Below are 13,622 nucleotides of genomic sequence, written 5' to 3' on the forward strand. Positions count from 1 at the left end.
CTGAATGAACACGTTTCCTTTATCTTTATACTCCACATTATACCAGTAATATTAATGCCAATAAATAATAAACTTAGAAGTGCCTGTCACTCCCCGGTTTTTGTCGAACGCCAAACTCCAGGTATCGCATGAGGTCTGCATATTGCGAAAATCATAAGGTGCCTGTCACCCCTCAGTTTTTGTCGAATTTACTTATGTAAAAAAGAGCTTGGAGGATTTCCAAGCTCTTTCCTTTTATATTACTGGCTTCAGTACTTTGTTTCTATCGGTTGAATGCTTGCTCACAGTCCTTGTCTGCAACAGCTTATCCCCAAACCTCATCTGCTACTTCTTTTATTAAACGCAATTTATTCCATTGCTGTTCTTCCGTTAAAATATTGCCCTCTTCTGTTGATGCGAAACCGCACTGTGGGCTAATACATAGACGGTTAATGTCCACATATTTAGCAGCTTCTTCAATACGAGCTTTAATCGCCTCTTTTTCTTCTAATTCACCAGTTTTAGAAGAGAAAAGACCAAGAACTACAAGCTTGTCCTCAGATACACTCTCCAGTGGTTCGAAATCGCCAGCCCGCTCTGTATCAAACTCCAAATAATAGGCACAAACATTTTCTTTCGCAAATAAAATATCCGCAATTGGATCATATCCGCCAGAAGAAGCCCAGCTAGAATGATAGTTTCCACGGCAAACATGTGTTGTTACCACTAAATCTTCAGGAAGGTTTTCAATTGCTAAATTATTGACGCGCAAAAATAGCCCTCCGACATCTTCCACTGTTGCATCATCGTGACGTGTTTCCCAATAATTTTTATCAACCAGCATTCCCCATGTACAATCATCTAATTGAACACTGCGACAGCCAGCATTGTATAAATCCTTAATAACGGTCTGATAAGCAGTGGCGATATCAGTAACAAGTTCTTCTATATCCGGATAAACCTGCTTTGTTACTCCAATATTTTCAGGACGCTGCAATTCTGATAAAAATTGCGCCGGCGCCGGAATAGTTTGTCTTGCTACTACTTCATCTGTGGCATACTGTTGGATAAACGAGAAATGTTCCACAAATGGATGGTTTTCACCACTGATTTTCCCAGTTAAACGAGCTGTTTCTGCCCGTGTTTCTTCATGGTGAAAAGCATAGCCTTTATCGATTGATTCCTTACTTACTCCGTTTAATCCCCACATAAAATCCAAATGCCACCAGGAACGGCGGAATTCTCCGTCTGTAATAGCTCCTAGACCGACGTCTTTTTGTTTTTGAATTAACTCAGCAATACATTCGTCTTCAATTGTTTTTAATTCACTTTGTGAAAGGCTTCCTCCAGCAAAAGCTGCACGTGCTTTTTTTAATTTTTCAGGACGCAAAAAACTTCCTACATTATCAAAACGAAATGGTGCAACAGACCTTTTCCCCGCTTTTACTTCTACTCCCATCTAAACCTCTCCTTTTCAGAATGTAATGTAAAACCAGTGTAGCATGGAAGTGTCAGTATAAGGTAACACCTAAAATCTATCCCTTGCTATAGCTTTAAACTATGGTAGACGTGCTCTTTCTTCTGCAATTGTTTCTTTTAAATAGTCAAGATAAATATCCGCCAATGTACTGTTTCTGACATCCTTATGGGTAATGTATCCAATCGTAATCCGCTCATCCACTTTTAAAGGAACCGCAACAATATCATCCCCATTTAATTCACTGCTGATAACACCTGTGGAAATGGTATAACCATTTAATCCAATAAGTAAGTTGAATAAAGTCGCTCGATCACTAACCCGAATATTTTTTGGCCTGGAAAGCGTACTTAAAATCTCCTCGGAAAAATAAAAAGAATTATAATCGCCTTGTTCATAAGACAAATATGGGTATGGAAGTAAATCTGATAATGTCACATACTCCTGGTTCACTAGTGGGTTGGTTGAACTTATAAAAACATGTGGTTCAGCAACGAACAACTCATGAAATGCTAAATTCCCTTCCCTAAGAAACTTTTGAATAACCTTTTTATTAAACTCATTCATATATAAAACACCAATTTCACTTCGCAAATTCTTTACATCATCAATGATTTCATAGGTTCTTGTTTCTCTTAGAGTGAATTCGTACTCTTCTCGATCATACGTTTTTAGCAACCTTACAAAGGCACTCACCACAAAAGCATAGTGCTGTGCTGATACAGAAAAATGCTGCTGAGGTGATTGCGTATTGGAATAGCGATTCTCCAAAAGCTCCGCCTGTTCTACCACCTGCCTTGCATACCCTAAAAACTCCGAACCTTCCGTTGTAATCATAATCCCCTTATTCGTTCGGGAAAAAATCGTTATCCCTATTTCCTTCTCCAGCTCTTTTAATGCATTTGACAGGCTTGGCTGACTAATAAACAAACTTTGCGCCGCCTTACTAATCGAACGGCTCCTCGCCACTTCAATCACATACTTTAATTGTTGTAATGTCATCTCAAATCCCTTTTCTTTCATTGTATATTAATCCGAATTATACCACACTTCCGCTTCGGTGCCTGTCACCTCCCGATTTTTGTCGAACGCCAAACTCCAGGTATCTCACGGAGTCTGCATTCTGCAAAAACTATGAGGTACCTGTCACTCCCCGGTTTTTGTCGAATTTTGAGATAATAAAAGAGCTTGGTATGCTGCTCCCAAGCTCTTCTTTCATTTATAAATTTCGCTTTGTCACCTTATTCCCATCGTACATGAAGATAATTTTCTTTCCTTCTATCACCGTTTCCATATGGACATTTCTTCCCCATAATTGATAGATGTATGGAAGGACATGCTCTAAATAATGGAGGTCCAGTTCAATTCCTTCATAGTTGTGCATGAGATACAGTTCTCCATTACGATTGTAATCCCCATTATCAACCGTAATATAAGGGAATCCACCATTCACTCTCATCGACACGAGTTGATCTCTTACCTGTTCATAATCCTTTTGCGTAATGCGATAATCTCTTCCCTTTTTCTCAAAAAGGTACATATCTTCACGGTTTACAAGTTCTTTTGTTAAATAATTTCGTATAAAGGAGATATCCGATTCAATTTCTCTCACTTCAAAAATCTTTTTTCTTCCGCTTCCAGGTTCATAACCAAGTTCTTTCATTTCATCTGTTGGATTATCGTATCGTTTTTCAATATCCTCAAAGATCTTCAATCCTAAGTAATACGGATTAATTTGTGTCTTAGATGGTTGCACTACACCAGCATTTAATTTGGAAAACTCAATTGTCTCTTCAGTGGTGAGATCCATTTCTCTTAAAATTCTCTGATGCCAATACGATGCCCATCCTTCATTCATGATTTTCGTTTCCAGCTGTGGCCAGAAGTAAAGCATCTCCTCTCGCATCATCGTTAATATGTCCCTTTGCCAATCTTCTAGCTCGCGACTGTGCTCTTCAATAAATAATAGCAAATCTTTTTCCGGTACAGGTGGGAATTTCCGATTTTTCTTCCTGTTTATCGGTTTCTCTTTCTGCGGCTTCTTATCCAAATTCCATAGATCATCAAACTCTGTCTTTCTTACTACTTCCTCTTCTTCTAATTCCTCTTCCAATTCATCATAAGATAACTTAGATGAGACAATGGATGGATCAATATGTTCCTGGATAGATAAAACTGCATCTAAAAATTGTTCCACTTCTTCTTTTCCATACATCATTTCATAATCGGCAATGCGCTCAGCAGTTGCCGTCATACTCTCAACCATATCCCGTCTTGTATTCGAGAAACGGACATTGTTTTTGAAAAAATCACAGTGTGCCAAGACATGCGCAATGATAAGTTTGTTTTGAATAAGTGAATTGGTATTGAGTAAAAATGCGTAACAAGGATCAGAATTAATAACCAGTTCATAAATCTGACTCAGCCCAAGATCATATTGTAATTTCATGCGGTGAAACTGTTTCCCAAAACTCCAGTGTGAAAAACGCGTCGGCATCCCGTATGCACCAAATGTATAAATAATATCAGCAGGGCATATTTCGTAGCGCATCGGGTAAAAATCGAGTCCAAAATCAGACGCAATTTCTGTGATTTCCTCAATCGCGTAAGTAAGCTCCTTTGTCATCGTCAAGAATGATCCCCTCCAAAATCGCTTTATATATTTTATGATACAAGTCATGAATAATGAACCTCGAAAACATATTTATATCTGTATGATTTTCTAACAACAAGGAAACTTTAAGTACAGGAGGGATATTACATGGACCAGCATTTTTTATCAGTAGAAGAATTCAATGAATTAATTAGACATTGGAACGGACGAAAGATTAAAATCGTCAAACATGAATTAGATGATTTTGATGAAACCCTTATGGATTTAAGTGCCATTTCCTATTCCAAAGACACAAGAAGAATCGATGATTATGAGCCAATGTATTCCTTAAATCTAAATGGAAGTGGTGTCATTGAAACGACAATGAATAATTATCAGTCCCTTCCATCCGAACTATATGAAATTCCACTAGAAGATTCTGCTCTTTACGAATTTGATGGTTCTCGATTTATCGTTAGTACATCCAGAGGAGTTTATACGATAGAAGTTGTGCAATGATAGGAAATCGGCTTTAGTTAGGCCGATTTCCTTAGATCCGAGTAGTGGTTATTATGGATTATTTGCTGCTGATTCTTGATGATTCCTGCACATTCCTTGAATAGCACTTATTTAGAAAATCTCGTCATATCAACGTTACATTCCCCACAACAACCAAAACAAAACTTCCCCAAATTTCAGGGGAAGTTCCAAAAACAACTTAGACTGCTGCCTCTTCTTTTACAAAGAACGTTTTCATCGCATGATATACATCACGTTTTTCTTTTAAAATATAATGCCTGAACTTTGGATCTTCAATCGTTCGGTAGGCATTCATCAATGTGGAATAACGGTTATAACCATTGACTTCACCGTAGCCAAAGATTGCAGAGACATCCATTATTTCATTCACCAAATCAATACATTTTGCATTATCAGACGTAATATTTTCTCCATCGGAAAAATGGAATGGATAAATGTTATAACGGGAAGGATTATATTTATCTTCAATAAGTTCTAATGCTTTCCTATAGGCGGATGAACAGATTGTTCCCCCACTTTCACCTTTGTTAAAGAAATCGTCTTCTGAAACAACCTTTGCCTCGGTATGGTGGGCAATAAACTCAATTTCGACCGATTCGTATTTTGTACGTAAGAACCGCGTCATCCAGAAGAAAAAACTTCTAGCCATATATTTTTCAAATGTCCCCATCGACGCACTGGTATCCATCATTGCTAGGACAACCGCTTTTGATTCCGGTTTTATTACTTCATTCCAAGTCTTAAACCGTAAATCATCATTGTAAATTGGCGCAATCGATGTTTTTCCTTCTCTTGCATTTCGTTTTAATGCAGTTAAAATGGTTCGTTTCTTATCAATATTACCCATTAGTCCTTTTTTACGAACATCATTAAATTCAATATCTTCTACAACAATCTCATCCTGTTCTTTTTGCTGTAGATTTGGCAGCTCAAGGTCTTTAAAAAGAGCTTCCTCTACTTCTTCAATAGACACCTCTGCTTCATAGTAATCGGAACCTGGCTGATCACCAGCCTTTTTGCCTTGGCCTTTTCCTGCCTGGTCACCTTTACCTGGTTCCCTTGCAATCACATCGCCTACTTGACTATCACCATCGCCTTGGCCAACATGCTTATTTTTATTATAGTTGTAGCGAATCTTATACTCATCAAGAGAGCGAATAGGTATTTTGACTACTTCACGGCCATTTGACATAATAATGCTTTCTTCTGTAATTAAATCTGGTAAATTATTTTTGATCGCATCCTTCACTTTATCAATATGACGTTGTTGATCCTGATAGCCCTTACGATGGAGAGACCAGTCTTCCTGAGAGACAACAAAGTTCGTTTTGCGTTTATCCGACAATACGACCCTCTCCTTTTATTTGAATTTTCTGTATTTTTCTCTTAAATAGAGTTTTTAAAAGTAACTAGATTACTTTATTTATCATATGCAAGTTAAAATAAGTTATTGCTATTTTTTTAAAATATAGACACTAAAAAAGTGCAATAGCCCTTAATTGGACAAAAATTCTTAGACCTGATTAAGGAAAAAAACAAGACTAATCTTTCCCATTAGTCTTGTTTTTTTATAAACCTGTGCTACTTTTCCTTTTTTTCTATCTAACTCTATCGATTTAGCAAGCTACCTACATAGCGCAGTAAGTCATTTGCAGAGGTAGAATTATACCCATATTCATCAATTAATCGTGCAATCACCTCATTAACCTTCTTGAGCTGTGATTCATCTGGTGTTTTCGAGGACGTAGTAATTTTCACTACATCTTTTAGATCAGCAAACAGTTTCTTCTGAATTGCTTCACGCAAACGCTCGTGTGAATTATAATCAAAGCGCTTGCCTTTACGGGCAAATGCAGACAGACGAATGAGAATTTCTTCACGGAATGCTTTCTTTGCATTTTCTGAAATTCCAATTTGCTCCTCAATAGACCGCATGAGTTTTTCATCTGGATTCATTTCTTCTCCAGTAAGTGGATCTCTCAGTTTATTATGATTACAGTATGCTTCTACGTTATCCAGATAATTATCCATTAACGTCTTCGCTGATTCTTCATAAGAATAAACAAATGCTTTTTGTACTTCTTTCTTCGCAATTTCATCATATTCTTTTCTAGCGATAGCAATATAATTCATATATTTCTCTTTATCTTCTTTAGAAATGGATGGATGTGCATCAAGCCCATCTTTTAGCGAACGCAGCACATCAAGCGCATTAATGGATGGAACCTCTTTCCTAATAATAGTTGAAGAAATACGATTGATAACATAACGAGGATCAATCCCATCCATTCCTTCATCTGAATATTCTTTCCGTAATTCATCCACATCAATGTCGTTAAATCCTTCGACACTTTCTCCATTATACAACCGCAATTTCTTCAATAAATCTATTCCTTGTTTCTTCGATTCTTTTAATCTTGTTAATACAGAAAAGATAGCAGCTACTCTTAAGGCATGTGGCGCAACATGTACATGAGACATGTCACTTGTCTTAATCATCTTTTCATAAATCTTCTCTTCCTCATCTACCCGTAAATTATACGGGATTGGCATGACAATAATCCGTGAATGTAAGGCTTCATTCTTTTTATTGGCAATAAACGACCGATATTCTGCCTCGTTAGTGTGCGCTACGATGAGTTCATCAGCGCTTATGAGGGCGAATCTTCCAGCCTTAAAGTTCCCTTCCTGGGTAAGCGATAATAAATGCCATAAGAATTTTTCATCGGACTTTAATATTTCCTGGAATTCCATCATCCCACGGTTTGCCTTATTTAACTCTCCGTCAAAGCGATATGCCCTTGGGTCTGATTCTGAGCCGTACTCCGCTATCGTAGAAAAGTCAATACTTCCTGTAAGATCGGCTATGTCCTGTGATTTTGGATCAGACGGGCTAAAAGTTCCAATTCCCACACGCTTATCTTCCGAGAAAAAGATACGTTCCACCATCACCTCTTCAATTCGGCCACCATACTCTTTTTCCAGACGCATCGTATTAAGAGGAGACAAACTACCTTCAATCCGTATACCATATTCTTCCTGAAATTCATCTCGTAAATGATGAGGAATTAAATGAAGCGGATCCTCATGCATAGGGCAACCTTTTATTGCATATACTGCACCAGCATCTGTTCTCGAATATTGTTCCATCCCTCTTTTTAACATGCTTACAATAGTAGATTTCCCACCACTAACTGGACCCATTAATAACAAAATTCGTTTCCTTACATCCAGTCTTTTGGCAGCTGGATGGAAATATTCTTCTACTAATCTTTCCAAAGCCTCTTCTAAGCCATAGATTTCTTTATCAAAAAATTTATATACTTTTCTTCCATCAACTTCTTCAATCCCGGCATCTTTTATCATGTTATACACACGTGAATGAGCTGGCTGAGCGACTTCTGGTCTTTCCCTTAAAATTTCTAAGTATTCTGCAAAGGTGCCTTCCCATCTTAAGTTCTCTTCGTTTTCTCGGTAGCTCCTCACCTTACCTAGAATATCCATCTATATACCCCTCCATTATTACTGCGGTTTCTAAAGCATATGCAGGCATATCCTATATCATTCATAGCAAGTTCAAATTTCTTCGTGCGAAAAACAGAAAAGGGAACCATTCACCATTCTTCTCCCCTAATTATTATTACCTGGGAAATATTTGCTAGATTTAGTTGAATTTTGTCTGTTGTTGAGGCCTATACTACGATTGATGTGACAGTGAATTTTGCAGCTGTTATAGTGAGGGTAAGTTGTTTGTCAAAATGAAATTCTTTCGAAACATTAGGTTTGTTGGTTTTCTAAATATGCACGAATTCCAATTTCGGTTGTATAACAAACATTACAAGAGGTGATTTCATGCAAAAGAATTATTATGCAGTTATAGATATAGGGTCTAATACGATGCGTTTAGTTATTTATTCTCAAGTTAACTCCGGACGGCTTCATGAAGTGGAGAATGTGAAGTCGGTTGCCAGGTTACGCAATTCACTTGATGAGAAAAGCTTCTTAACGGAAGCTGGTATTAGCAAAATGATTACTACCCTTAGAAGTTTTAAAGAAGTAGTAAAAACCTACTCTTTAACAGACTTAATTTGTGTGGCAACTGCTACTATACGGCAAGCAAAGAATCAAAAGACCATTCAACAGAGAGTAAAAGAACAAATTGGCTGGGATATGCGAGTATTATCTGAAAAAGAAGAAGCCTTTTATGGATACTTATCCGTCGTAAACTCCACTTCACTAACCGAAGGAATAACGGTAGATATTGGTGGTGGGAGTACAGAAGTCACTTATTTCAAAGACCGCATACTCTTGGAGTCACATAGTTTTCCCTTTGGTGCCTTAACGTTACAGAAATTTTTTAGCGAGAGTAAATCCAATGAACAGGCTGTTACAAGATTAAGACATTTTTTGTTGGAACAATTCCATAGCCTTGGGTGGTTAAAAGGCAAACAGGTTCCATTAATCGGCATAGGCGGTAGTGCCAGGAATCTAGCTCAAATTGATCAAAGTATTAGAAAATATCCACTCGCCGGATTGCACCAATATAAAATGAACGATAGTGATATTGCAAAAGTCTTAAATCTTTTAGTTCCGATGAAGAAGGAAGAATTAGAAAAGGTGGAAGGATTATCGAGTGATCGTACGGATACCATTGTTCCGGCAATTGCTGTTTTTCACAGTTTATACGACATGATTGATGCCAAAGGCTTTATCCTAAGCAGAAAAGGGCTAAGAGACGGTGTCTTCTACGAGAGGCTAACACGGGATTTAAAATACAATCTATACCCAAATGTATTACAAGACAGCATTCAGGAGTTAGTTCATGAATATACTCTAAATATAGAACAAATACAGCATATCCAATTATTAACACGTAAATTTTTTGTTGGATTAAAAGAAAAAGGGATAGGTTCACTGACACAAGATGATTGGGCAATGCTTGAACGTGCATGTTTTGTATACAATTTAGGCGAATACATTGATTCAGAATCGAGTGCACAGCATACCTTTTACTTGCTTGCCAACCGAACAATTGATGGGCTTATGCATATTGACCGTCTAAAGCTTGCACTTATTGCTTCATATAAGAACAAAACTGTTTTCAAACAATTTATTTCTCCGTTTAAAAACTGGTTTTTAAAGGAAGAAAGAAAGAAGTTAGGATTATTAGGTGCCATGATAAAATTTACATATTGTTTGGATGCTACAAAAAGGCAGGTTGTACAGGATGTGGATATTACCTTTAACGGAGAAACCATTCAGATGAAAATTTATGGTAACAAAGACTACAAACCGGAGGAATATCAAACTAAGAAACAAAAAAGACATCTAGAAAAGGCGCTTCATCAAACGATTGAACTAGAATTCCTGGATGTGCCAAACTAAAATCTTCTCATTTTAATAAGAAGGTGTCTCTCGTCTTTTTCTGTATGCAAGGAACGTTTACAAACATTTTAGTCCTTATTTTATTTTTCATTCTTAACAAGTAAGGGGGAAGAAAATGGAAAACATTGCTAACGGAGTGAATTTAGACAATCCACTGTTTTACAACAACCGTGAGCTTAGTTGGTTAGCATTTAATAAACGGGTACTTGATGAAGCGTTCGATACAAAGAATCCCTTATTGGAACGCTTCAAATTTATCGCAATTTGTTCTTCTAATTTGGATGAATTCTTTATGGTCAGGGTTGCAGGGTTAAAAGACCAGGTAAAAGCAGACTTTAATAAACCGGAAAATAAAGCAGGACTAACACCCAAACAGCAATTAAAAGCTATTGCCGATCAAAATCATATTTTAGTACAACAACAATACAAAGGATATCAAAGCTTAGTAGACATATTAGATCAACAAGAAAATATTTCCCTTGTTTCTATGGATGATTTATCTTCAGAAGAAAAAACAAATCTTGAAACCTTTTTTGATGAACAAATTTTTCCTGTTTTAACACCACTCGCTATCGATGCCTATCACCCCTTCCCCATGCTGATGAATAAATCAATTAACTTAGGTATTGTATTGGAAGACACTGTTGATATGGAAAATAAAAAGAAAAATGCCATTGTTCAAGTACCAGCATTATTAGATCGATATGTTCAAGTTGGTCAGTCAAATCGATATATTTTATTAGAAGATATTATTTCTCATTACCTATATAAATTATTTAAAGGTTATCACGTAAAATCTATTACTGAATTTCGCATTACCCGCAATGCAGATATGACAATTCATGAAGAAGGTGCAAGGGATTTATTAAAAGAGATTGAAAAGGAGCTGAAGAAACGCAAATGGGGTGCAGCCGTTCGTTTAGAAGTTCGTGAAGGAAAATATGATAAAGAAGTTGTCCGCTTTCTGTTGAGAGTGCTGGAAATTCATGAGAATGATTTATACATTGTAGATGGTCCATTAGATTTAACCTTCCTATTTGGCTTTTGTAAAGAAGTACAGTCAGATAAGGAGCACTTAGTTTATCAAGCCATGATTCCACAACACCCACAGGACATTGGATTGGATGAAAATATTTTTGAGGCCGCTAAAAAACGTGATATCCTCCTTCATCATCCTTATGAATCCTTTGAACCTGTTGCGGAAATGATTACAGAAGCTGCAGAAGACACAGACGTCCTTGCCATCAAACAAACACTGTACCGGGTTAGCGGATATTCTCCAATTATTCAGGGGTTAAAACAAGCTGCCGAAAATGGGAAACAGGTAACTGTCTTAGTAGAATTAAAAGCAAGATTTGATGAGGAAAAAAATGTCCAGTGGGCAAAGGAACTAGAAAAAGTTGGCTGCCATGTCATTTATGGAATGAATTTTCTCAAAACACACAGTAAAATCACACTTATTGTTAGGAAACGCAAGAAGAAAATTGAGCGTTTTGTCCATTTAGGAACTGGTAATTATAATGATAAAACCGCAGAGACCTACACAGATATGGGACTTATTACAACGAAACGGAAATTTGGGATTGATGCCACGAACTTTTTCAATTATATAAGCGGTTTCACTGAAAGGCCAGATTTCCATCATATTTCCATGGCACCCTTTGAGATAAGAAGAGATTTCATCCGCTATGTTAATGAAGAGATTTCTTTTCATAAGCAAAAAGGAAATGGACATATCATTGCAAAAATGAACTCCTTAACAGATAAAGAAATTATCAAGAAATTTTATGAAGCCTCCCAAGCAGGGGTTAAAATTGACTTAATTGTTCGCGGAATTTGTTGTCTCAAGCCAGGTATTCCCCGTGTCAGTGAAAATATCCGTGTCCGCAGTATTGTCGGGCGATTCCTGGAACATAGTCGCATTTATTATTTTCACAGCAATGGAGATGAGCGCATTTTCCTCTCATCCGCTGACTTAATGACACGAAATATGGCCAAACGGGTGGAATTACTTTTTCCTATTTATGAAAAAAATATAAAAGAGCGAATCAAAGAAATATTATCGATCACCCTACACGATAATGTGAAAGCAAGAGAACAAAAAGAGGATGGAACCTACCATTATGTACGTGCAAAACAGGATGAACCCATCATTGACAGTCAAATGATGTTGTACGAAATGGCTTATAATGTGTTGGAAGATGAAGAATGAAAGTTCAATTACATGTTCGTGTAAAAAATGACGTATGAAAACATGCGTCATTTTTTCCGTTACTAAATCTATAAAGAACCTAGAACCAATGGTAAAATCAATAATACTACAGAACTCACTAATAAGATTACAGTTATAGTTTTAGGAAGTTTCGCTTTGCCTTTATACCACCCGGAAAATTGTAGCTTATTCCTATACAATACAAAAAGAAGTAAAAAAATAGCTACTGCACCTAGCCAAGAATAAGTTTCCGTTGCTTCATAGATCCTATAAATATATTCTATAGCTGCCCATCCCAATGCGCTGAGGATACCGAAAATAATGATGATCCGCAGTAATTCTAATAAAACTCTCACTCCTACTCCCACCATTCTGTATCATGTTATCTTGTTCTTCACCAATCATATCATTAGCTAAATGCACAGCAAAAAGGAACCCTTGCAACTCTATGCTAGGTTCCTTGTCTATTAGTGATGATGTCCACCTTTTGAAGGGTTCGTGATAACAAATCCTTCATCATTTACATGGAAATATTGAATCCAGATTCCGTCTAGAAATTCTTCACGTGAGTCAAGAAGGATATCGATATCCTTATCTGTTTTGACAATTTCATCATGTTCTTGTGGAGTATCATAGGAAATTCCATAATGCGCATGATCCCCATGCATATGCGAAATGTAGATACGAATCATTTTTCCCTGTGCTTCATCTGTTTCCAGCATCTTTTTCAATTGCTTAGCTGCATTGCGATTAATTTTTACTTTCATTTTTTCTATCTCCAATCAAGTAAGTCTGTTATTTATTATGGCATAAATGTAGATAGAATGTCATCTAATGAAAACTGCTCTGCTCTTAATATTTTCAGTTTTAGCGTATACACGGTCCGGAAATATATTCCGTTTATTAGTGCATAGTTTTTCTCATGAAATGCTGCTCGGCGCAAGGGTCAAAGAAGCTTAATCAAAGTAGTTCCCTCGCTACGGGGCCTTTGGAAAGGTGCATTTCCCGCAGGACAAGGAAGGCTACGTCAGCAAAGCATCGCACGGAGAAAATGTGGTCTTTCATTTTCGAGGAGTCTCCGTATTCTGCCTCCCTCTGTTAAGTTCATAATATTTTTGAGGTTATAGCTCATGAAATCACGAATAAGACAGTAATGATTCTTAAAAACAGCATATTCTAGATTATACAAGTAGAGCAGGCAACATAGCGGAGGAAATGCACGGAGACTCCTTGAAAAAAGAAGACCACTTTTTTCTGCGTGCGATGTTTCGCTGCCGAAGCGTTCCTTATCCTGCGGGAAGAAAAGCCTAGGTGAGACTACGGAGAGCGATAGCTCGGAGTAGGCTCAGCAGCGCCCGCGGAAAGCGTAGTGTATTTCCGTAGCGGATATAAAGCAGTTTTTTTCATTAAATAAGGAGTTTGTATCAACTACGACG

The 13,622-nt window shown here is 37.2% G+C and carries 10 protein-coding genes; 3 read left to right on the top strand and 7 right to left on the bottom strand.

The window, feature by feature from the left end:
• Positions 1-304: 304 nt before the first annotated feature.
• The 3 genes from D8M06_RS05340 to D8M06_RS05350 all read right to left on the bottom strand — a co-directional run bounded on the left by D8M06_RS05340 (position 305) and on the right by D8M06_RS05350 (position 4,082).
• Positions 305-1,438, bottom strand: coding sequence for a 5-methyltetrahydropteroyltriglutamate--homocysteine S-methyltransferase (locus tag D8M06_RS05340; protein ID WP_121203332.1), 1,134 nt, complete (start codon positions 1,436-1,438; stop codon positions 305-307).
• 99 nt (positions 1,439-1,537) lie between these two features.
• Entirely contained in the window at positions 1,538-2,458 is a 921-nt protein-coding gene (locus D8M06_RS05345) for a LysR family transcriptional regulator (protein ID WP_121203564.1), read from the bottom strand.
• Positions 2,459-2,675: 217 nt separating this feature from the next.
• Positions 2,676-4,082 carry a SpoVR family protein gene (locus tag D8M06_RS05350; RefSeq protein WP_121203565.1) on the bottom strand — a complete coding sequence of 469 codons (1,407 nt, stop codon included), beginning with the start codon at positions 4,080-4,082 and terminating at the stop codon, positions 2,676-2,678.
• Between the two features lie 135 nt (positions 4,083-4,217).
• Between D8M06_RS05350 and ymzB the strand changes: the two genes are divergently transcribed.
• A complete protein-coding gene (ymzB, locus tag D8M06_RS05355; RefSeq protein WP_121203333.1) occupies positions 4,218-4,568 on the top strand; it encodes a protein YmzB in 351 nt (116 codons plus the stop codon).
• Positions 4,569-4,767: 199 nt separating this feature from the next.
• Here ymzB and yhbH read toward each other — a convergent pair whose 3' ends face one another.
• Positions 4,768-5,934, bottom strand: a complete 1,167-nt coding sequence (yhbH, locus tag D8M06_RS05360) for a sporulation protein YhbH (protein WP_121203334.1) — start codon at positions 5,932-5,934, stop codon at positions 4,768-4,770.
• A 263-nt stretch (positions 5,935-6,197) separates the two neighbouring features.
• Positions 6,198-8,093, bottom strand: coding sequence for a PrkA family serine protein kinase (locus D8M06_RS05365; RefSeq protein WP_121203336.1), 1,896 nt, complete (start codon positions 8,091-8,093; stop codon positions 6,198-6,200).
• Positions 8,094-8,441: 348 nt separating this feature from the next.
• Here D8M06_RS05365 and ppx point away from each other — a divergent pair, with 348 nt between their 5' ends.
• Positions 8,442-9,974 (top strand): exopolyphosphatase, encoded by a 1,533-nt coding sequence (ppx, locus tag D8M06_RS05370; RefSeq protein ID WP_121203337.1) that lies wholly within the window; start codon positions 8,442-8,444, stop codon positions 9,972-9,974.
• 115 nt (positions 9,975-10,089) lie between these two features.
• Entirely contained in the window at positions 10,090-12,186 is a 2,097-nt protein-coding gene (locus tag D8M06_RS05375; RefSeq protein ID WP_121203339.1) for an RNA degradosome polyphosphate kinase, read from the top strand.
• A gap of 68 nt (positions 12,187-12,254) precedes the next feature.
• Here D8M06_RS05375 and D8M06_RS05380 read toward each other — a convergent pair whose 3' ends face one another.
• Together D8M06_RS05380 and D8M06_RS05385 are read right to left on the bottom strand one after the other, a co-directional pair.
• Complete coding sequence (locus tag D8M06_RS05380) at positions 12,255-12,542, bottom strand: hypothetical protein (protein ID WP_121203341.1); 288 nt, start codon at positions 12,540-12,542, stop codon at positions 12,255-12,257.
• A gap of 111 nt (positions 12,543-12,653) precedes the next feature.
• A complete protein-coding gene (locus D8M06_RS05385; RefSeq protein WP_121203342.1) occupies positions 12,654-12,953 on the bottom strand; it encodes an iron-sulfur cluster assembly accessory protein in 300 nt (99 codons plus the stop codon).
• Between the last annotated feature and the right edge of the window lie 669 nt (positions 12,954-13,622).

This window comes from Oceanobacillus halophilus (assembly GCF_003628505.1).
Lineage (GTDB): Bacteria > Bacillota > Bacilli > Bacillales > Amphibacillaceae > Oceanobacillus > Oceanobacillus halophilus.

What these genes read in the sequence shown, in the direction of transcription:
- D8M06_RS05340 (WP_121203332.1), bottom strand. Translation starts at nt 1,438, where the DNA reads ATGGGAGTAGAAGTAAAAGCGGGGAAAAGGTCTGTTGCACCATTTCGT.
- D8M06_RS05345 (WP_121203564.1), bottom strand. Translation starts at nt 2,458, where the DNA reads ATGACATTACAACAATTAAAGTATGTGATTGAAGTGGCGAGGAGCCGT.
- D8M06_RS05350 (WP_121203565.1), bottom strand. Translation starts at nt 4,082, where the DNA reads ATGACAAAGGAGCTTACTTACGCGATTGAGGAAATCACAGAAATTGCG.
- ymzB (WP_121203333.1), top strand. Translation starts at nt 4,218, where the DNA reads ATGGACCAGCATTTTTTATCAGTAGAAGAATTCAATGAATTAATTAGA.
- D8M06_RS05365 (WP_121203336.1), bottom strand. Translation starts at nt 8,093, where the DNA reads ATGGATATTCTAGGTAAGGTGAGGAGCTACCGAGAAAACGAAGAGAAC.
- ppx (WP_121203337.1), top strand. Translation starts at nt 8,442, where the DNA reads ATGCAAAAGAATTATTATGCAGTTATAGATATAGGGTCTAATACGATG.
- D8M06_RS05375 (WP_121203339.1), top strand. Translation starts at nt 10,090, where the DNA reads ATGGAAAACATTGCTAACGGAGTGAATTTAGACAATCCACTGTTTTAC.
- D8M06_RS05385 (WP_121203342.1), bottom strand. Translation starts at nt 12,953, where the DNA reads ATGAAAGTAAAAATTAATCGCAATGCAGCTAAGCAATTGAAAAAGATG.